This window comes from Nocardia sp. NBC_01388, assembly GCF_045040085.1.
Classification (GTDB): Bacteria; Actinomycetota; Actinomycetes; order Mycobacteriales; family Mycobacteriaceae; genus Nocardia.
In genome coordinates, this window is sequence record NZ_CP109553.1 from 1,043,336 (window position 1) to 1,064,393 (window position 21,058).

Consider the following 21,058-nt stretch of genomic DNA (forward strand, 5'->3'; position numbering starts at 1 on the left):
TGTCGCGCGCGATTCGGTTGCGTTGCCCTCGGACCGTGGCTCGCGACCTGGTCGCTGTTCGGCACATTGAGTGTAATTATATAATTATCTAGGGCCGTGCGATTTTGTTCGCCACCGGCCGGGGACCATTATCGAAAGGAACTTCAGATGCGTGACGCCGTGATCGTCGAAGCTCTGCGCACACCTATCGGCAAGCGGGGTGGCGGCCTAGCCGATGTGCATGCGGTCGAGTTGTCGGCCCGGGTGCTGATCGCGATTGCCGAACGAACCGGTATCGACCCGGCCGTCATCGATGACGTGCACTGGGGCACGGTGCAGAGTGTGGGCCAGCAGTCCGGAAACATCGGCCGGATGGCGGTGCTGGGCGCCGGATGGCCGGAGTCGGTTCCCGGCTTCACCATCGACCGGCAATGCGGGTCGTCGCAGCAGGCCATCTCGACCGCTGCCGCTGCAGTGATCTCCGGTCAGGCCGACGTAGTTGTGGCCGGTGGCGTCGAAATGATGTCGGCCGTGCCGATGGGTGCGTCCAGGGTGCCCGGCACGGGTGAGATGGGAGGCCCCGCGGTCACCAGGTACGCGCGCGAATTGTCGGAGCCCGGCTTCGGCGGCACGTTCAACCAGGGCTACGGGGCAGAGAAGATCGCGGCCAAGTGGAACCTGTCGCGGACTCGGTTGGACGAGTACGCGATCCGTTCGCACGAGCTGGCGACTGCCGCGCAGGACAGTGGTGCGTTCGATGCCGAGATCATCTCTATTGTGACCGAGGGTGGCTCGGTAGTCGCGGATGAAGGGATCCGGCGCGGGTCGACGGTCGAGAAATTGGCCACGCTCAAGACTCCTTTCTTGGAAGGAGGACGGATCAGCGCAGGCAACGCGTCGCAGATCTCCGACGGTGCGGCTGGAGTGCTCATCACCACTTCGGAGAACGCCGCGCGCCTCGGCCTCACCCCGCTCGCCCGCATTCACACCGCTGTGGTGACGGGCGATGACCCGATCAAGATGCTCACCGGCCCGATCCCGGCAACAGCGCTGGCGCTGAAGAAGTCGGGACTGACGATCGATGACATCGACGCGTTCGAGGTGAACGAGGCATTCGCGTCGGTGCCGCTGGCCTGGCTGTTGGAGACCGGCGCCGACGAAGCGAAGCTTAACCCGATGGGCGGCGCTATCGCCCTGGGCCATCCCCTTGGATGCTCCGGCGCGCGGCTTGCGACCACACTCGTTCACTTCCTCCTGCGGACCGGCAAGCGTTACGGGCTCCAGACCATGTGTGAAGGCGGTGGCACTGCCAACGCGACGATCTACGAACGCCTCTGACAGCGAGCTCACCACCGGTGTCGTGGGAGTCCTTGACACAAATTCGTCTCTCGACCGGACAGGAACACGTTGTGGCGTTCCGTCCGGTCGTCCGGTTCCGGTTATAGGGTGAGCCGGAGAAACTCATCTTCGAGCAGTGCCAGGAGCAGATCAGACTCCGCACTTCGAGTGCGATCCGATAGACCCAATGGTGAGCAGTCCGCACGACAGTACGGAGTGCTTCTCGTACTCCGCGGTTACGGTCGATGGGGGTCAGCGATGCGAAGTGGACCGGCGGCGCGCCAGTCCGTGATGTCGGGGCCCGGTTTGGCGGCTGGAAACTTGTCGTCGTGCAGTGCCGTCCAATGCGCATGACCCAGCTGATGCAAGGTGAAACTGTGTTTCAGTGACTCCTGGAAGCCCATCGCGTCCACCGCGCCATTGATCGAATCCTTGATCAACAGGCGTGCCATCGCCGGTCTCTTTGCGATTCGGCTCGCGAACTCGATGGTGTTTTGCGGTAGTTCCCCAGCCGGGAAGATCTTCGACACCATTCCGAGGCGGCATGCTTCGTCCGCATCGATCGCGTCGCCGGTGAGTAGAAGCTCTTTCGCTTTGCGCGGGCCGAATTCGAAGGGATGTGCTAGATATTCGACACCCGGCATCCCCAGCCGGGTGGCCACAACATCGGCGAATAGGGTGTCCTCGGCTGCGACGATGAGATCACATGCCCACATCAGCATCAGCCCGGCGGAGATCACCTTGCCATGGACTTGAGCGATAGTGATCTTCCGCAGATTTCGCCACCTATTGGTGCACTCGAAATAGTAGTGCCATTCCTGCAGCATACGACGCTCGACGTGGGACTGCGCGGTTCCGCCGTCGATGCGGAATGTCGGATGCTGCTCGGGGCCGGGCAATTCTTCCGCCGCCGCGACCTCCGAACCCATGTCGTGCCCGGCCGAGAAACTGGGTCCATTGCCGGCCAGGATGATCACGTCGATCGAATCGTCTTGCTCCGCGCGACGGAAGGCTTCATCGAGTTCGACGAGTAAGCCGCGGTTCTGTGCGTTGCGAGCCTCCGGACGGTTCAGGCTGATTCGAGCGAGATTGCCATCGCCTACTGTCTCGTACTGGATGAACTTGTATGGCATGTCGAGCTCCTGTGCTGCTGGGGTTACTGGTCGATAGCACCGCTGCGAGAGCGTGACGCTGCGACATCAGCGGTGCGAGGTATGAACCCGGCGACAACGGGGAACAGCGCTACGGCCGTAGCGCTGTTCGTCAGATCGCGGGCAGCGGAAATATCGCGATCACACGTCCATGGACGGCTGATACAGGACGGCTCCGATACCGGAATCGACCGCGAGCGCCGTCCCGGTGATCGCCGCGGCATCGTCGGAAGCAAGGAAGGCGACAGCCTTTGCGATATCCATCGGTTCAGCCATGCGTCGCAACGGTAATTGGTTCACATAGTGCTCGAATCTGTCTCTGCTCAGGTACGTTTCGAGCGCGAGCGTGCGGACGGCTCCCGGCACTACGGCGTTGACCCGGATACCGAATTCTCCGGCCTCCACTGCTGCCTCTCTCGTCAATTGAATGACACCTGCTTTGGCGACACCGTAGTAGGGAACGACTCCCGGCACCTTGCGAACTCCGGCAGCCGATGCTGTGTTCACGATCACGCCGCTGCGCATCGGAGTCATGGCTCGGATCGCAGCCCGGATCCCTCGAAATGTTGCGCCGAGATTGCCGTCAATCCCATGGTGCCAAGGGCCGTCTTCGGTATCGACAATAGAATCGTTCCCGCCGAATCCAACGTTATTGTGTACGATATCGATTCGTCCGCATCGATCGAGTGTTGCCGTGAACATTTCATCGACGAATCCCGGTGTGGTGACATCGCCGACGATCGCGTGTGCGTCGCCGCCCGAGTCTAGTATCCGGGTTACGGTGCTGGCCGCGTTATCGATTGAGATGTCGTTTACCACAACGGTCGCGCCCTCTTGTGCCAATAGGCTGGCAGTTGCCTGGCCGATTCCGGAGCCTGCGCCTGTGATAAGCGCTATCCGACCGTCGAACCTTCCACTCATGAAGAACCTCGCTCTTCCTCGCGACCGTGTACTCATTCAAATGAATCGATACATCAGTCCCTGGGATCGAAGCAGTTCTGGTCGTTCGACCGATCTGCTTCGACCATATCTATGGCGAACCAAAAGGTGGTTCGGTAAAGTTTGCCGAGTATTTACGACGCTCCTCGTACCTTACTCCCGCCCTACTGGCGAAATCCATTGTTCTGCCGTAAGAACCGTGTTCTATCGTCTTCCCATTGCATTGTTCGGTTCGGTGCAGTAACAATCGCTCGCTTGTAGCGGAGGTTCAACGGAGGGGTCGGTGTGCGGCTCGAAATGCCCTATGCAACCGCGCGGTTGCGTCGCGTTTCGAGGGAGCGTTGAAACGGATTACCGGAGACCATCGAAGCATTATCGATTGATTTGGCTGTGTGTCGCCGACTCCAGGTTCCGGGGTACTCGCCGAAGACGCACCACCCTTGGGCATGCTTGACACCTGTTGCCGGTACGAAGGCGAGGCCGGGACGCTCGCAGATGATGCAGGGCACGCCATAGAGGGGGAACTGCTGTTCCACCGTGGATCAGCTCCCGATGCCGCGAGGAATCGCACCGTAGGCGCGCCGCAGTCCGGCGCCGATTTCTTCAACAGCGAGATGCTCGCCGGATCGCGACTCGTACCTTGCCGCGGTGTCGATGGTCCACGGGTTGACTCTGGACACCGTGCCGCCGGTGATTCGCAGCACGGCGCCGGTGAGCCAGCCCGCTTCCTCGGAGCACAGCCAAGCTGCCAGCGGCGAGGAGTTCGACGGATCCAGCGGATCCCAGCCCGCTTCGGGTTCTTTTTCTTCGGCCAGGGCGGATCCGCTGGTCATCCTGGTGATTGCCAGAGGAGAAATGGCGTTGCATGCGACACCGTAGCGAGCCATCTCCATGCCGGTGATCATGGTGAGGTTCGCGATTGCGGCTTTAGCGGCACCGTACGCGGCTTGGCCGATATTGCCGAACAGCCCGGTGCCGGAGGTGGTGTTGACGATCCGTCCGGTCACCGCACCGCCGGCCTTCCCGACGCCGCGCCAATAGTCGCAGGCGTGTTTGGTGAGGTTGAAGGTGCCTTTCAGGTGTACGCCGATTACCGCATCCCAGTCGCCCTCGGACATCGAGGTGATCATCCGGTCGCGGACGATGCCGGCATTGTTGACCACCGCATCGAGCCCGCCGAACGTATCTACCGAGAGGGCGACGAGATCCTCGACTCCCTGCCAATCGGTAACGTCGGTGCGGTCCGCGAAGGCCTGGCCGCCCAGTTCCTTGATCTCGTTGACGACGGCTTCGCCCGGAGTCTCGGCGCTTTCCTCGCCGTGCAGCCCGACGCCGAGGTCGTTTACCACGACCTTGGCGCCCTGTCTGGCTAGTTCGAGGCAGTGACTGCGGCCGATGCCGCGTCCGCCGCCGGTGACGATGACCACGCGACCATCGAGAAGACCCATCTGTTATTTCCTTCCAACACAGACCGGACGATTTCGTGAAGTCGTGCCCGGTTCATGACTGCGAGATCGTGGGGCGGGATTGATGCGCCCCAGCGATTATATCGTATAATCAGTTATATAAAAGGAGCCTGTCGTTTCGCTGGGGGGAAGGAGTCGTCCTCGATGCTCGTCAGTCCCACAGCCTGCGGCACGGCAGCCATCGAAGGTCTGAACTCACTTCTTCGTCGATCAGGATGCATAGCTCAGATCGATGCTTGCTCATCGCGTCGGTGAAATTCTGGGCTTGATCGACTGTTGCCATGAACTGCATCAGCAGGCCGTTGGTGGCGACCTGGACCCGGCACAGCGCTTCGCGCCTCGCGAATTTGATGTACGGCCCTGCCCGCATCTCACACCTGCCGGTAGGAAGTCAACGCGCAGGCGGCAATTGGCCGCGCAACAGCAGATAGGCGAGAGTACTGACAAGTTGCAGGATCGGGTCTACCAGATCGACGGTCACTTGTTCTCCTTCTCAAGCCGCTTGATCGTCGGGTTCGTATGGTGCGAAGAATCGGCGCATGCCGTCTGCCGTAAGCGCATTGCCGAGGGCTGCGAAGTCGAAGCTCTCCGTTCCTGGGCCTCGGCGTAGATTGCCGGCCTCGGGTATGAGCTCGAACTTGCGGTGAGTCAGCGCTATTCGGCTCAATTCGGTGTGAAACTCGGCGGTATCTTCGTCGCCGGTCGCGCGCCTGCGTGTCGATTCGAGGATCAGGTACCAGCACAATTGCTGCGCGGGGGTGCTCGGCGCGGGACACTGCGCGAGTACGAGCGACGAGTTCAGCTCGTCGAATACTCGCGTGACGTAGTACAGGAAAACCGGGCGCGGGCCGTGAAGAACGCTTGTTCGGACATGCTCGGCGAGGGCTCTGCCGACGGTCACCAGCCTGTGGGCGGTCTCCGGGGTGAGGCTCGTGACTGGAGCGTCTTCGCTGGGTGTACTCACTGCGGTCTCCTGTGGAGCGCGGACAAATGAGAGCAATAGTATACCTATTAAACACAACCGACCAGGGGTTGATTGGGGCCGGATCGGTGATGAGGTTCACAGAAAATAGATATACTATCTATCGATATCTTGGCTGACGGTCTCGTGTGGAGCGAAGTCGTAAGTAGTGAAGTTGGAGGTCTGATGGGGCGTTTCGGTGCTGTTGATATCGATCCTGCGAGGGTCGCGGTCGTCGTCGAACCTGAGGGGCGAACACTCACCTACGGCGAGCTCGAAGAGCGGTCGAACCGGGTGGCGAGATTGCTGCGAGCGCGGGGACTCGGACCCGGCCGATGTATCGCGATCCTTGCGGAGAACCGCATCGAGTATCTGGAGATCGCCTGGGGCGCGCAGCGCGCCGGCCTCTACTACGTAGGTGTCAACAGTCATCTCACGGCGGCGGAGGTGGCCTACATCGTCAAGGACAGCAGTGCCGACCTCATCGTCGCATCCGACACGTTGGCCGAGGTGGCGTCTGTTGTGGTCGACGATGCTGAACCCGTGCAGTCCGGACGACTGATGCTGGGCGCGGCCGTCGATGGATGGGAAAGTTACGAATCGGCGATCGCGGCACAACCTCCGGTCCCGATTTCGGACGAGTGCGAGGGCGATTTCCTTCTCTACTCCTCGGGCACCACAGGCAGGCCGAAAGGCATACGGCGAGAGCTGCCGGGAGGTCCGCTCGGCACATATCCTGATCCAGCGGGGATGTGGTTACGGAATATGCTCGGGTTCGCGTCAGGAGATGTCTACCTCTGTCCGGCGCCGCTGTATCACGCGGCGCCGCTCTCCTGGTCGATGGCAGTCCACCGCAGCGGCGGGACTGTTGTGGTCCTGAGCAAATTCGAGCCGGAGCTCGCGCTCGCGGCGATCGAACGACACCGGGTGACGCACGCTCAATGGGTTCCGACCATGTTCGTCCGGTTGCTCAAACTGCCGGCGCATGTGCGAGCGCGTTACGACCTGTCCGATATGCGGCAGGCCATTCACGCGGCGGCGCCGTGCCCTGTCGAAGTCAAACGCGCCATGATCGACTGGTGGGGGCCGATTCTGTTCGAGTTCTACTCCAGCACAGAGGGATTGGGGGCAACGTCCATCACCTCCGAGGAATGGATGCTGAAGCCGGGATCGGTCGGCAAGCCGCTTATCGGTAAGCCCTATATTGCGGACGACGACGGGAATGAGCTTCCCGCCGGAGCGATCGGTACGGTGTGGTTCACCGGCGGAGTGCCATTCGAGTATCGCGGCGACCCCGGCAAGACCGCCGCCACCAAGGACGCGCGCGGCGGCGTCTCGGTGGGGGACATCGGATATCTGGACGAGGACGGCTACCTGTTCCTCAGCGACCGCCGACCGCATCTGATCATCTCGGGCGGGGTCAATATCTATCCGCAGGAGATCGAGGATGCCTTGATCATGCATCCTGCAATTGCCGACGTCGGAGTAGTCGGTATCCCCGATGCCGAAATGGGTGAACGGGTTGTGGCGGTCGTCCAGCTGCAGAATTCCGCCGAGGCGAGCCCTGACCTTGCCTCGGAACTGACGGCCTTCGCCCGCACCCGGTTGGCCGGATTCAAGGTGCCGCGCGAGGTGCGCTTCGCCGACGAGTTGCCGCGCACCCCGACCGGCAAGCTTCGAAAACACGAACTGCGCGAACAGGTTGTGGCTCGTAGTGCGGAAACGCCGTCATGACAGAGACTTTCGGCGTGGATCAATTCTGCGGGCGCGACACCGCCTTTGAGGTGTGGCTTGGGCCACGTCCGTTGTGGCAGTGTTACCGTTCGGACAAAGGGTCGGCCGTAGTGACAGGATCCAATACAATGTAATGAACTAGTTCTTCTAGTTCGTCTACCCAGTGAGGTCGGATACATGGCGGCACAGCCGAGCAATGCCCAGACGTCCGTCGCCGATTCGTGGAGCGGCGGAACCGTCGGACGGCAGATACGGTTGCCCAAGATGGCCGAGATGATCGCCGGGGATCTGCGCCGGCAGATCGTGCACGGCCAACTCGCAGAGGGCGACGCGCTACCGTCGGAGACCGAGCTGATGGCCCAGTACGACGTATCGCGGCCGACTTTGCGTGAGGCTTTCCGCATTCTGGAGTCGGAGTCGTTGATCACGGTGCGCCGGGGTGCGCACGGCGGCGCACGGGTTCAGCTGCCGGATCCGAAGGTCGTGGCGAGGTATGCGGCGGTAATCCTGCAATATCAGCGCACCACGCTCGAGGACGTGTACGAGGCGCGCAGCATCGTAGAGCCGCCATGTGTCGGTCTTTTGGCCGAGCTCAGGTCCGATGATGCGATCAGCCAGTTGCGGGCCGCGCTGGTGGAGCACGATGCGGTCGGCGATGACCCGATGCGTTCGGTCCGGCTGCACGTCGCCTTCCATTCGTTGTTGATCGGACTGACTGGCAACCAGACCTTGCGGCTGCTCATGGGGATGCTGGAGAACATCATCGATATGGCGAACGCATCGCAGGTCCAATCGACCATCGGATCCGCGGCGCACCAGCGTGCCAGTCGAAAGGGATTGGCCGCACATCACCGCGTTGTCGACCTGATCGAGGCTCGGGATGCTGAAGGCGCCGAACAGCTTTGGCGTAAGCACCTCACTGAGGCGCGTGACTACCTGGTACGTGCGGATATCGAGACGGTTCTCGATTTGATGGGGTGACTCGTATCGCTGACCGCCCTACTCGACTGTTCGATCTGAACGCGGTCGCGCCGAACAGGTTCGTCGGCCATCTCCGGAGTCTTCCTTGATTAGCGGTAAGTCGCCGGGCAAGCGTGGCGGCCGTAAAACGCGCTCTAGCTCCCTCCTCGGCGGTTCCGTGATGGGCCGAATCGAACTCGCCTCTGTATAGTGGTATTATCTAACTAATTACCTCGATCCATTGGATGTTCAGTGCGCTCGTCGGCTTGAGGTAGCAGTAAAGGGGCGAGATGGCCGAACGGGTTCAGGTCAGGCATATCGGTGAGTTCGTTGCCGCAGGCAAGGAACCTGTGCGCAGCGAGCGGCGGCGCCAGATTCTCGTCGCTGCGAACGAAGTCTTCACACGGAACGGGTACCGTGGTACCTCGATGAACGAGGTGGCGGCCCGAGCATTCGTCTCGAAACCTGTTTTGTATCGGTACTTTCCAGGCAAAGTCGATCTCTATCTGGTGGTGCTGCAGCACCACGTCGATGCTCTTGTGTCGGCGGTCAGCAGGGCGTTGTGCTCCACCAGTGATAATCATGAACGTGTGCGTGCCGCCGTACACGCGTACTTTGATTTCGTCGATCAAGAATCGCAGGGGTATCGCTTGGTGTTCAATTCCGATCCTGCTATTGATCCACGAGTTTCGAGGCACGCCAAGCGCGCCTCCGACGCTTGCACCGATGCTGTATATGACCTGCTGGCGCAGGAATCGGGTCTGGATTCGCACCGGGCCCGATTCCTTGCGGTCGGCGTGGTCGGCGCCAGTCGGATGATCGCTCGATACTGGTTGAATTCGCCCGGCGGCGTTTCCAAGGCTGATGCGATCGATACGACTGTCGAGCTCTGCTGGGGCGGGCTGTCGCAGCTGCGGCCTTCGAAAGCGTCATGAGGTCGCCCCGCCGGAGGAGCCCTCCGGTCCGCGCCACTACTTCCCAGTCGGTGGCGCTTCTGATCAAAGGGATTCAGTGATGAGGTCAGCCGCATGCCAGGCCATGGCCATTATCGGTCCGTTGAGATTCCCGGAGACCATAGTGGGCATGACGGAACAGTCGACGACGCGCAGGTTGTCCACACCACGAACGCGCAGTTGCGCATCGACGACGTGAGCATCATCCGGTCCCATCGCGCAGGTCCCCACAGCATGGTATCCGCAATAGCCTTTTGTGAGCGCGGCGTCGATGATCTCGTCGTCATGAACGACGTCGCGACCCGGCAGCAGCTCGTGGCTAATGTGGCGTGCGATCGGCTCCCGCGCGAACAGGTCCCGCATTTTCCGGAGGGTTTCGGCGAGGATGACACGATCGTGTTCGGTGGTCAGAAATCCGGAATCGATGTCCAGATGCGCCCGCGGGTCTGCCGATGTGATGGCAAGGCGGCCTTCGCTGTCAGGGCGCAGGACGTAACCGATGCACTGGATTCCGGGCTCTTGTTCGACGCCGGCGTCCTGGCCGGCCTGTAGAGGTGGTGCAGACAACGGGGCCATGAGGATTTGGGCGTCCGGCCGTCCGGCGTCCGGTGTGGTGCGGAAGAATCCCACCACGTCGTAGGCGGGCCCGGCCAACGGTCCCCTGCGCGTGATCAGATATTCCAGCGCGGACCGGGTCTGCGCGGTCGTAGAGCGCAGTTTGCGGTTGTAGCCGACGTCCTTGTTGAGCCGTGCTTGCAAGACCACGCACCGGTGCTCGCGCATGCGCGCCCCGACGTTGTCCTGTTCGACCCGTACATCTATCCCCAGACCCCGCAGCACGTCTGCGGGACCTATTCCTGACAATTGGAGGATTTTGGGGCTCGTCAGACTGCCCGCGGAGAGGATCACCTCGCGTGAGCAGCGATACTCGACTGTCGTATTGCCCTGACCGACACGGACACCGACGACCTTGTCGCCCTCGAAAAGAAGGTTCTCTGCCGTGGCGCCCGTGATGATCCGCAGGTTCGACCGTGTCCGGGCCGGCCACAGGAATGCGCGGGATGCGCTGAAGCGACGACCGTTCTTGATCGTGGCAGCCGCGTAACCGATCCGGTCGTCGTCGGTTTCGTTGAGATCATTCGTCGGTGCCCACCCGAGTTCGGTGCCGGCGGCGATCATGTCCTCGCAGAGCTGCTCCGGCCCTGTCGCGGTGCTCACGTGCAATGGACCTCCGGCGCCACGCATTTCGGATGCACCCAGTGCGTGGTTTTCCAGCGACCGGAAGATCGGCAGCATGGTGGTCCAGCCCCAGCCGGGGTTTCCGAGCGTTTCGAGTTCGTCGTAGTCGGCACGATGCCCTCGGTTGTAGATCATTCCGTTGATCGAGCTCGATCCACCGAGCATGCGGCCCCGAACCCAGTGTTCGACTCGGTCCGTGGATCCGATCGGGCGGACCGGGTGGTGCCACGCATGTTTCGGACTGCCGAGCAGCTTTCCGAATCCCTTCGGCACGTGAATCAGTGGATTGAAGTCTTTCGGGCCGGCCTCGAGTAGCAGGACGGAGATCGAGGGATCCGCCGAAAGTCGGTTGGCGAGTACACTTCCCGCCGATCCTGCGCCGACGATTATATAGTCCGCTTGGGCATTCATTCGGACCTCGGTTTCTGCTCGATGGAGCGGAGTGGGCGGATGCTTCCGAGCTACCGCGCGTCCGGAGCGGAGAATTGGCGTAGCTCTGCTGAGCCGCGGGACGATCCTGTTGGGAGACAGGAGAAACGGGGTGTCCCGCCTGTGAATCACAGCACATGCGAGCCAATCGGAAAATACTCTGCGCTGGAACACTGTTCTCCCCTCGAAGGAGAACACTGCGCGAGGTGCAAGGAACCTATCCGGGGGTGGCCGCAAGTCATGATGGCGTTCGGATAGCAATGCGCGGACGGCCAGGGTCGCGGTATCCGGGGCAGTGTCGCGCGGGGCTCTTCCCGGGATGTGCCGCCACCGCGCTCTGGCGTTGAAGGGGGAGGCCGAGCGCCGTGGCGGCCGCGTGTCACCCGGGGGGTCAAGGGTGGCACGAGCGCGTGAAGAGCGCTAGTTTCTGCACTCTATGTTGAACTAGTTGGATATTATACCTGTATTGGGGTGGTTGCAACCGTCGAACTCGGGTCACGTGAACCCGGCGTGTCAGCCCATCAGGTCGAGAACGGTTTGGACATCACCGCGGACGAGGAAGTCGCGGGATTCGGTGAGATGCTTGCGCCAAAGCTGTTCGGCGCCTTCGGTATCGCGCGCCTCGATGAGATCGACTACGCGGTGGTGCGCGGCCAGGCCTTTGCGGCTGGCGCGTTCGTGGATTGCTGAGCCCACCGTCGATTCCGCGCGTGCGGCGTTCGCTTTGTCGATGATGCCCTCCAGCATCCCCATGAGCAGTTGCAGGGTGTTGTTACCGGTCAGCTCGATCAGCAGTGAATGGAAGGCGACGTGGACGTGGATCGATCGCATGGGGTCATTCACGACGGCGTCGTGTTCGGCCAGCGCGGCGCGCAGCTTCCCGATCGCCGCGTCTGATCTGATCTCGGCCAACAAGCCGACGCATGGGGGTTCGATCACCACTCGCGCCTCATACAGATCCTCGAGGGTGGTGCGTTGATGCTGCAGGATTACCGCTGCGTAGCGGGCTGCGACCTTGAGGTCGGGAGCCTGGACGCGCGCCCCGCCATGCGCACCCCGCTTGACCGTGATCAGTGATTCCGACTCGAGGATTCGAAACGCCTCCCGCAGTGTGGGTCTCGACACCTCGAACTGAATCATCAGCTCGGTCTCCGGCGGCAATGCCTCGTTCTCGGCGAGCTGCCCACTTACGATCTGGCCGCGCAGGTGGCCGGCAATCATCTCGGCCATTTTCGGCAATCGCATCTGTTGTCCGACCGGGCCCCCACTGAACGGCCCGGCTGTAGATGCCTGAACATTGCCCGGCTGTGCCGCCATGGTGTATATCCTCGCTGATCAAGAGTAGGTAACTAATTATATTCTAATCGACCCTACCTTTGAGTCAGCCGCCGGATCTGAATCTCAGCTCGAGCGCTGTTCGGGCGTTTCGGGAACTATAGGGCCGTTTCGCGGTCGGCGACAAGAGATTCTTCACGACTCCCGTTGGGCCCCTTGAGTATTGGTACGACTGTGAATCCAGGTTCGGCAGCGCGGCCTGCGTTAACAGTGTAATAAGATAGACGATAATTTTGATGAATAGAGAATTGTCGATCGGACCGACAAATCGTTCGCGCAGGAGTGTTGACCGGCTTCCTCCCGGGGTCCGCCACGTTCGCGCCCCGCGCAGCGTGACGTGCAGTTGCCGAATCCTTTGGAATGACTGTCTGGGTTATGAAATTGCCTGTGGCACAGGATTGTTGGAAGTCCAGGCTGTTGCCCATTTGCGGGAACCGGCATTGGTGATAGCCGGAAGTTATATTGGGCTACTTTTCCAATCAGGCTCAGGCGCCGTCGGATTGGCGCCACGGCACCGGAACCGTCGAGGCGAGTGCTCGCGGCGTGCGCCGAGTTGTCGTTCGCTGCGGTCTTGCAACACTACTTCAGGAGCTCTACCTGCTCTTGCGTGCACTGAACGGTATGTTTCGCATGATGTTTGCAAGTTGATACGATCTATCATATGGTAAGTCTGCCGACCGGCGCTAAAGTGACTTGCATCACAACTAATAGTCGTACAATTAAACTATATTAGTGGTGAAGTGGATACTTGGCCAAGTTGGAGGTCTGCTGATGTCAGGGCTGCTGGGCTTGGGTGTGCACATCCCGCACTACCGGTTGCCGTGTGAGGCTATTGCGCAGGTGTTCGGGTCCGCAGCGGGCCGGGGAACACATGCGGTCGCCTCCTACGACATGGCTCCACATCGATGGCCATGCATGCCGCCTTTGCTTCTCAGGAGCCCTTTGCCGCAGCCATGGTCGACGCCATGCGCTCCGGCCCGGCGGAACCGACCGCGGCCGCTCGGGTTGCTGACTCCGGTGGGCCGGCAGTGACTGACCGAATCAGGGATAGAAAACGAGACTGTTGGATGGGATTGACTCGATGACAACGCAGGTACCGGTTGCGGAAGGGCTGTTCACCTGGCCGTCCGACGAACCGCAATTGATCGGCTCGGAGAGCGACGGAGTGATCTACTTCCCTGCGCGACCCGGTGAGCCCGAGCGCAAGCTCGGGCGCCGCGGCACGCTGTGGGGGTTCACCACCCAGCAGTTCAGGCCGCCGTCGCCGCCGTACGACGGCAACGACACGCCCAAAACCTTCGTGCCGTACGCGATCGGCTATGTGCAGTTGCCTGGGGAACTCCTTGTCCAGGCACGGCTGACCGAGTCCGATCCGGCCAGGTTGAGCATCGGCCAGCAGATGGAGCTGCGCATCCTGCCGTACACCGTTCGCGACGACGGCACCGAGGTGCTGACCTATGCGTTCGCGCCGGTAACCGATGATGACGAGGTGAAGTGATGACCGAGGTTGCGATTGTCGGGGTAGGTTTGCACCCCTTCGGCCGTTATGGGGACAAGCCGGCACTGCAGATGGGTGCCGAAGCTGCCCGGTCGGCCCTGGCCGATGCCGGTGCTGACTGGTCGCAGGTGCAGACTGCGTTCGTCGGAAGCTACGAGGTGTCCAATCCGGATGCGATCGTGGGCTGGCTCGGGCTGACCGGGATACCGGTGCGGGCGATCTTCAACGGTTGTGCCACCGGTGCCACCTCGCTGCAGATGGCCGCGCAGGCGATCGAGCATGGCGAAGCCGATATTGCGATGGCGATCGGCATGGACAAGCATCCGCGCGGTGCGTTTTCCGCGGACCCGTCGGTCGTGGGCCTGCCGGACTGGTACGGCCGAACCGGCATGTTCCTGACCACCCACTTCTTCGGCACCAAGATCAACCGGTACATGCATGATCACGGAATTTCACATCACGCACTCGCCAAGATCGCGGAGAAGAACCTGCGCAACGGTTCGATCAACCCGCAGGCGTGGCGGCGAAAGGTGATCCCGGCCGACGAAATTCTGGCATCACCGGTCGTAAACTACCCATTGACCCAGTACATGTTCTGCAGCCCGGACGAAGGGGCCGCTGCCGTCGTCCTCTGCCGTGCGGACCTGGCGCACAAATTCACGACGACTCCGGTCTTCCTGCGTTCGTCCGAACTGCGGTCGCGGCGGTACGGTGCCTTCGAGGTGCAGTCTCCGTCATTGCCGCTGCAGAGTGCGCCGAGCCCGACGGTGGACGCCTCGCGGGCGGCTTTCGAGGCCGCCGGGCTTGGTCCTGAGGATGTCGACGTGGCCCAGTTGCAGGACACCGACGCCGGATCGGAGTTGATCCATATGGCGGAGAACGGTTTCTGCGCCGACGGCGAGCAGGAGAAGTGGATTGCCGAGGGCGCCACCGAAATAGGTGGCCGGCTGCCCGTGAACACCGATGGGGGCCTGATCGCGAATGGCGAGCCGATCGGTGCTTCCGGACTGCGGCAGGTCTACGAGATCGTACTGCAGTTGCAGGGGCGCGCCGGTGAACGGCAGGTTCCGGGTAACCCACGCGTCGGCTACACGCATTTGTACGGTGTGCCGGGTGCATCCGCCGTATCGATTTTCTCGCGCTGAGCGGAGGCTGCTTTCGCTATGACGACTACCGATTTGAAAATGCAGACGCAGGTTGTGCCGTACCCGTCTGATCTGGGTATCGACCCGCAAAAGCTCGATATATTACTCCGGCGCATCGAGGTGGAGGTAGGGCCCGGGAGGCTCCCGTCAGCGCAGGTTGCGGTGGCCAGGCACAGTCGGCTGGTCGCGTCGGCCAGTTGGGGCGCGGCAGCGCCGCGGTATCTGCTGCAGTCGGTCGGTCGGTCGATCGTGGCGAGCGCGATCTGGAAGCTGATGGGCGAGGGCAGAATCGACATTGCGGCACCGGTCGCGTCGATCATCCCGGAGTTCGGCACGAACGGCAAAGACGCGGTGACAATCGAGCACATTCTCACCCACACCGCCGGTATTCCGTTCGCACCACTCGGCTATCCGAAGATGGCGCATCGCGAGCTGCGGCTGCAAGCGTTTGCGAAATGGCGTCTGGACTATCCACCGGGGGAACGGTTGCAGTTCCACCTGACCTCCGCAGCCTGGGTGATCTCTGAACTGGTCGAGAGAATCACGGGCAAACCGCTTCCGGAATATCTGCATACGGAGATCGCGGGGCCGTTGGGTCTCGGGTTCGCCCTCGGGATCGATGAGGACGAGCAGAAGGCGACGGTTGCTCCGATGAGGTGCACCGACGGGGCCGGCGCAGAGGTGGACCCGTGGGGGCCTTGGTACCTCGACAACCCGGCGGTTGTTGCGGCTGGTGAGCCCGCGCATTCGGTAGTCGCTTCGGCTGCTGATGTCGCGCTGCACTATCAGGCGCTGCTGCATTCGCCCCTCTGGGCCCCCGGGGTAGTCGCGGACGCGATCCGTCCGCGGCTCACCCAGGTGCCGGCGGGAGATCAGATCTACGGCGGCATGCCGAACCCGGTTTCGATGGGCTTGTTCGTCATGGTGTCCGGGTCCGCCCCCGGAATGTGGATGCCTTCGGTGGGGTCGCCGAAGACGTTCGGGAACGGCGGCGCCCCACGCCAACTCGGTTTCTGCGACCCCGATAGTGGCGTGTCGTTCGCATTCCTGACCGACGGGTACCCGGCGTCCGGATACGACTACTCACCGGGTGGTACGGCAGCAATGATCAATATCGGCAACCTGGCGGGCGATCTCGTAGCCGGGTGAACACTTCGAGACGGCGGTGGCGAGCGCCCTCGTCGCCGCTGCTCGTTTCCTCCTGTGCCACAACGGAGCTCGAAAAGACCGGACGTGAACGACGACTGCGTCCCGGGCCATACCGCAGACCTTCCCTGGGAGGTGCTGCCGTACACGGAGGGCCGGCCGATCTGCTTGAAAGGTTGGATCATGAGAGCTGTTCGCGGAGTTGGCGATAGGTCGGTCGCGGCGGTAGTGGCGCTGCTGTGCGCGTTCGCCGTTATGGGGTACGCGCCTGTGTCTGCCGCCGAGCCGGTGGGGCCACCGAGTCCGCCCGCGATGGGAGCACTGGGTGGTGCCGGGCCGTGCGGCGTCGGCGGGTATTCGATCGTGAGTCCTGCCTCGGCTGCCGGATGGCGGTTGGACGAGCGTGTTTTCGTGCCCACCGGGACCGGTGAGACGCCGCTGGCATCCGGTCGCTGTGATTCTTCGAAGCGGCCGACCATCTTCTTCTCGCACGGATACGGGTTCGGTGATCCGAATGCATATCACTCGTTGATCGAGCATTGGGTCAGCCTCGGCAATATCGTGGTCGCATCGGATTACAACTCCGCGGTCCTCGATCTTCCTGTGACATTCGTCCAGGCAGACCAGGGAAACGTTGCGGCCGCGGCGTATGAGGCGCGTATAGATACTGCTCGGGTGGGTTTCTACGGGCATTCCTTCGGCGGGGGGATGACACCGTATCTGCTGCAGCAGGCAGCTGCGCGAGGCTGGGGTACCGACGCATTGTTCGGGACAAGCCTCGACCAGGCGTACACCCAGTGGGAAGGCGCTGGTGGTCCGATCGAAATGCCAAGCACTGCAAGAGTATTCGTGATCAACTCTGATGACGACCGGTTTGCGGACGCGCGCAACGGCATCGATGTATTCGATTCTCTGACGCTGCCGGCCGATCGGAAGGCGTACATCATGTTGCACAGCGATGATCACGGCGTTCCCGCGGTCGACGCCTCGCATCTCGCACCGATCGACCTCTTCGGCGTCGGCGCCGTCTCCTACACCCTGTGGCGGTTGAGCGATATCCTCGAGACCTGCTCACTCGATACTCGTCGTTGTGATCACGATCTGAGCTTTGCGGGGACCTGGAGTGACGGCGTCCCGATCAAGGCTTCGGACGTCAGTGAATCACCCGTCGATGCCGGGCCCACGCCGGTCATCCTGGCGGAGTGCACGGGACCGATCGCTCAGCTGTGGAATCCTCGTATCGCGCAATGCGGTCCGACTCATTCGTGACATCACCGGACGCACCGGTGCGCACGAGCAATGCACTGGTCGGCCGTGCTCGCCGTGACCTGATTGTGAAAGTGCCGGTACAAATCCGGGCAGCGGGTATGTGCCCAATTCATGTCGGTTGATGAGGCATGCGCGAGATTCCGACTGATTCGACGGCTGACCAAGTCATTGCTGGTGACCTCGCGCTGGTATGCCTAGACTCGAACCGTCGGGTGGAGTTCGAGGTGAGTAGCCGTTCGCGGTGCCCTCCTCATCACGGAAGACGGGCGATGCGCAACACATATCGAATCGGTGCAGGCGGCGGCTCGGCGTTCGGTGTTCTGCCGATCGCTTGGTTCTTCGAGAACCGGCTTGCCGCGTGACCGCTGCGGACAAGGAAGTAGCAGGTCACCTGCCAGCCGAGGTAACAAGCTTCGCCGGCAGGCGTTCGGAGTTGATGGACATCAAGCACGCCTTGTCCTCGTCGAGGCTTGTCACACTGGTTGGTCCGGGCGGTGTCGGCAAGACCCGATTGGCGTTGCGTGCTGCTGCGGCGATGCAGCGTGCGTATCCGGACGGTGTCTGGTTCGTGGACCTCGCGCCACTGCAAGACGAGGAACTCGTGTCCTCGACGGTGGCGGTTGCGCTGAATCTGCAAGAAACGTCGGCACGGTGGGCGCCGTCCGTCTTGGGTGCCCAACTCGCCCGCCGGACCATGTTGTTGGTGTTGGACAACTGTGAGCACTTGAGCTACGCGTGCGCCGTTCTCGTCGACGCGCTGCTGCGAGAATGCCCAGAAATTCGGATCCTGGCAACGAGTCGGCATACATTGGAGGTCTCCGGTGAGCGGCTGCTCACTGTCGGGCCGCTTCCGATGCCCGATCCTGAGATGTTCCAGATCAACGCGCAGAGTGCCCTGAAGTTCGATTCTGTCGCATTGTTCGTCGATCGTGCGCATGCCGCCGATCCGACATTCGAGCTTATCGAGGACAACGCGAGGACAGTTGCCGAACTATGCCGTCGTCTCGACGGTTTACCGCTGGCTATCGAACTGGCGGCGGCTCGCGTGCGGCATCTCTCTGTGCAGCAGATATTGAACCGGATGGACGAACCGTACGGATTGCTCCAATCCGGGAACAAAGTCGTAGCGCCCAGGCAACGCAGCCTCCGGTCTTTGATCAGCTGGAGTCATGATCTGTGCACCGCGGACGAGCAATCGCTCTGGGCACGTAGCTCGGTATTCTCCGGCAGTTTCACCGGAGAGGCGGCAGAGGCTGTCTGCTCGGGTAGGGGCTTGGAACGCGCCTCGGTTCTCGATACCCTTGCGGGGCTGGTGGACAAGTCGATCGTTTTCATGGAGCGGCACGGCATCGACGTTCGGTATCGGATGCTCGACACGATCCGCAGATTCGGACGCGAACAACTCGTCTCGGCCGGCGAAGAGACGTATTTCAGCCGGGCTCACCGAGACTACTTCCGCGACTCGACATGGAGCCGGTATCAGGAATGGTTCGGACCCAATCAGTTCGCCAACATGCGGTGGATAAGTCGCGAGCGTGACAATCTCCGCGCTGCTATCGACTTCTCGCTCGGCAATTCGGGAGAGTTGCCGTCGGGTGTGATTCTGGCCGCCGCGGTGGGCGGCGCGGCAATTCTTGCGGGTCGTGCGGGAGAGGGACAACACTGGATCGACCGAGCGCTGGCCGCCGTCGTCGAACCTTTTCCTGAGCAGGCAATCGTGCTCTGGATCGGCGGAACGTGCTCCATACAGCAGCGCGATCTGGAGCGTGCGGACGCCATGCTGATGGAAAGTCGTAGGATTGCGACGCTGTACAACGACAACCCGGTCGTCGCTCTTTCGCTGGCATTGCTGGGCAGTGTTCGATTGCTGTGCGGCGATGTTGAGGGCGCCCTTGCGGTATTGGACCAGTCGTCCCGAGCGCTCGGCGACATCGATGATCCGATGTGTCGGGCCGCGATCGCGTTGCAGCGCGGAGTGGCGAGCTACCAGCTCGGCGAAATAGAGGCCGGAATCAAGGAGTGTCAGGATGCGATCGCGATCAGCGAGTCGCATGGCGAGCAGTGGCATCGCGCCGAAGCATTGTGGACCCTGGGAGTCCTATACCGAAAGCAAGGAGACCTGGCCGAGGCGGTGGACACTTTGAATGCCGCATTGCGGATCAATCGTGAGTTCGGCAATGCCATCGGGGCGGCCTTCTGTTTCGAGGCATTGGGTTGCACCGCCGTAGAGCTGAATGAATTCGACAGGGCGGCAACACTTTTCGGTGCTTCCGATGCGATCTGGCGCATTGCCGACGTTCGGCAGTCTTCGGAAGAAGTCGAGAATCGTGAGTTGCGGCTGATCGCGGCACGTAATCGACTGGGGCAGCGGAAGTTTGCCGAGGCATACCGGCGAGGCGAGCGGAACCCGATCAGCGCGAACATAGCGTTCGCGCTGGGCGTCGCCGCAGTGCCAGATGATACCGAAACCGAACTTTCACGTCTCACGCAGCGAGAACGAGAAATCGCGTGTTTCATTGCGGATGGCGCCAGCAACAGGGAGATTGCCGCGAGATTGACAATCTCCCATCGGACTGTCGAAGGCCACGTCGAACATATTCTCGCCAAGCTCGGCTTTGTGTCACGCGTGCAGATCGCCGCATGGGTCACTGCACAAAACGTCGGCCTCGCTCGTACCTGACAGCAGGATCTTCCGCCGCGCGACCACTGCATCCGATCCGGCGTCCGATCAAGCTGCGGAGCGGGTTGCCGTGGTGAGCGGGCAGATGGAGACGTCGAGTGAAATCCGGATTGCGCCGACACCGGCCGCGGGTGTGACGCCGACTCCGGGTAGGTCCGCCAAACGTTCGATCGCACGACGAGCGACAGGGGCTTCGACCTCCAGCCAACAAGCCAATTCCGCGATCGAAAGCTCGATGACCGGCAGATCCCAGTCGAGCATGAGGTCGATGACTCCGGTGACGGGTGCCCACACGATTTGGAAAACCACGTCTTCATCTACCGACTCCACGTCGACCGTTACCGAGTGATCGACCGGATCGAGCCTGGCAACCGCGAGCCGGGCCTGACTTGTCGACGAGAGCTGCGTGGCCGCGACCAGATCGTCCAGCGAGGTCGTGAGACATCCGGTCGGTGACGCCTCGAGCAGTCTCTCGATGCACCGCACCGCGAATCTGCGGCCACTGGCCTCACCTCGTGATCCCACGAAATCTGCCGAACCTGTCATGTCGTTCATCGGTTGTGGCTCCTCTCCGGCTACTTCAACTCGCCCGGCTCAAGCCTGCCCCTGAGTGGTTCCGATCACACCCGTGGAACCACGTGTATGGACCACGTGTTCCGGATTTGCGATGCACGGTGGTGTCGGTCGTAGCCTCGATCACTTCGATGACGGTAAGCCCGGCCACCTCGGGGTTCGGCGATATCTCTGGCGCGACGGGGATGTCCCTGCAGGCGGAGATATCCTTATAATAAGCTATATAGTTGAACTAGTAAGGTGGAGATTGTGTGCCGGTGTGG

17 protein-coding genes are annotated in these 21,058 nt (G+C 61.7%); 9 read left to right on the plus strand and 8 right to left on the minus strand.

The window, feature by feature from the left end:
- Positions 1-147 precede the first annotated feature (147 nt).
- Positions 148-1,317 (plus strand): thiolase family protein, encoded by a 1,170-nt coding sequence (locus tag OG716_RS04940; RefSeq protein WP_405136505.1) that lies wholly within the window; start codon positions 148-150, stop codon positions 1,315-1,317.
- A 236-nt stretch (positions 1,318-1,553) separates the two neighbouring features.
- Here the strand turns inward: OG716_RS04940 and OG716_RS04945 are convergent, their stop codons facing one another.
- From OG716_RS04945 to OG716_RS04965, 5 genes are all read right to left on the minus strand, one after another.
- Positions 1,554-2,450 carry an enoyl-CoA hydratase gene (locus tag OG716_RS04945; protein WP_405136506.1) on the minus strand — a complete coding sequence of 299 codons (897 nt, stop codon included), beginning with the start codon at positions 2,448-2,450 and terminating at the stop codon, positions 1,554-1,556.
- Between the two features lie 159 nt (positions 2,451-2,609).
- The gene (locus OG716_RS04950) at positions 2,610-3,389 is read right to left on the minus strand and encodes an SDR family NAD(P)-dependent oxidoreductase (protein WP_405136507.1); all 780 of its coding nucleotides are present in this window, start codon (positions 3,387-3,389) and stop codon (positions 2,610-2,612) included.
- Between the two features lie 560 nt (positions 3,390-3,949).
- Complete coding sequence (locus tag OG716_RS04955; RefSeq protein WP_405136508.1) at positions 3,950-4,855, minus strand: SDR family NAD(P)-dependent oxidoreductase; 906 nt, start codon at positions 4,853-4,855, stop codon at positions 3,950-3,952.
- 169 nt (positions 4,856-5,024) lie between these two features.
- Positions 5,025-5,243 carry a hypothetical protein gene (locus OG716_RS04960; RefSeq protein ID WP_405136509.1) on the minus strand — a complete coding sequence of 73 codons (219 nt, stop codon included), beginning with the start codon at positions 5,241-5,243 and terminating at the stop codon, positions 5,025-5,027.
- Positions 5,244-5,366: 123 nt separating this feature from the next.
- On the minus strand, positions 5,367-5,837 hold the full coding sequence (locus OG716_RS04965) for a hypothetical protein (RefSeq protein WP_405136510.1): 471 nt from the start codon (positions 5,835-5,837) through the stop codon (positions 5,367-5,369).
- Positions 5,838-6,020: 183 nt separating this feature from the next.
- Between OG716_RS04965 and OG716_RS04970 the strand changes: the two genes are divergently transcribed.
- The 3 genes from OG716_RS04970 to OG716_RS04980 all read left to right on the plus strand — a co-directional run bounded on the left by OG716_RS04970 (position 6,021) and on the right by OG716_RS04980 (position 9,463).
- Complete coding sequence (locus OG716_RS04970) at positions 6,021-7,568, plus strand: acyl-CoA synthetase (RefSeq protein ID WP_405136511.1); 1,548 nt, start codon at positions 6,021-6,023, stop codon at positions 7,566-7,568.
- A 177-nt stretch (positions 7,569-7,745) separates the two neighbouring features.
- Positions 7,746-8,549, plus strand: a complete 804-nt coding sequence (locus tag OG716_RS04975; RefSeq protein ID WP_405136512.1) for a FadR/GntR family transcriptional regulator — start codon at positions 7,746-7,748, stop codon at positions 8,547-8,549.
- A gap of 269 nt (positions 8,550-8,818) precedes the next feature.
- A complete protein-coding gene (locus OG716_RS04980) occupies positions 8,819-9,463 on the plus strand; it encodes a TetR/AcrR family transcriptional regulator (protein ID WP_405136513.1) in 645 nt (214 codons plus the stop codon).
- Between the two features lie 63 nt (positions 9,464-9,526).
- On the opposite strand, the gene OG716_RS04985 is transcribed toward OG716_RS04980, so the two are convergent.
- Positions 9,527-11,131 carry a GMC family oxidoreductase gene (locus tag OG716_RS04985; RefSeq protein ID WP_405139533.1) on the minus strand — a complete coding sequence of 535 codons (1,605 nt, stop codon included), beginning with the start codon at positions 11,129-11,131 and terminating at the stop codon, positions 9,527-9,529.
- Positions 11,132-11,662: 531 nt separating this feature from the next.
- Positions 11,663-12,394, minus strand: coding sequence for a FadR/GntR family transcriptional regulator (locus OG716_RS04990; protein ID WP_405136514.1), 732 nt, complete (start codon positions 12,392-12,394; stop codon positions 11,663-11,665).
- A 1,171-nt stretch (positions 12,395-13,565) separates the two neighbouring features.
- Here OG716_RS04990 and OG716_RS04995 point away from each other — a divergent pair.
- The 5 genes from OG716_RS04995 (at position 13,566) to OG716_RS05015 (ending at position 20,222) form a co-directional block, all read left to right on the plus strand.
- On the plus strand, positions 13,566-13,982 hold the full coding sequence (locus tag OG716_RS04995; RefSeq protein WP_405136515.1) for a Zn-ribbon domain-containing OB-fold protein: 417 nt from the start codon (positions 13,566-13,568) through the stop codon (positions 13,980-13,982).
- Complete coding sequence (locus OG716_RS05000; RefSeq protein WP_405136516.1) at positions 13,982-15,127, plus strand: thiolase family protein; 1,146 nt, start codon at positions 13,982-13,984, stop codon at positions 15,125-15,127. The genes OG716_RS04995 and OG716_RS05000 overlap by 1 nt, the downstream gene beginning before the upstream one ends.
- 39 nt (positions 15,128-15,166) lie before the next feature.
- Complete coding sequence (locus OG716_RS05005) at positions 15,167-16,276, plus strand: serine hydrolase domain-containing protein (protein ID WP_405139535.1); 1,110 nt, start codon at positions 15,167-15,169, stop codon at positions 16,274-16,276.
- A gap of 408 nt (positions 16,277-16,684) precedes the next feature.
- Positions 16,685-17,542 (plus strand): alpha/beta hydrolase family protein, encoded by an 858-nt coding sequence (locus OG716_RS05010; RefSeq protein WP_405136517.1) that lies wholly within the window; start codon positions 16,685-16,687, stop codon positions 17,540-17,542.
- 358 nt (positions 17,543-17,900) lie between these two features.
- Positions 17,901-20,222: an ATP-binding protein gene (locus tag OG716_RS05015; protein ID WP_405136518.1), complete on the plus strand. Its 2,322-nt coding sequence runs from the start codon at positions 17,901-17,903 to the stop codon at positions 20,220-20,222.
- Positions 20,223-20,270: 48 nt separating this feature from the next.
- Here OG716_RS05015 and OG716_RS05020 read toward each other — a convergent pair whose 3' ends face one another.
- On the minus strand, positions 20,271-20,777 hold the full coding sequence (locus tag OG716_RS05020) for a hypothetical protein (protein ID WP_405136519.1): 507 nt from the start codon (positions 20,775-20,777) through the stop codon (positions 20,271-20,273).
- Positions 20,778-21,058 lie beyond the last annotated feature (281 nt).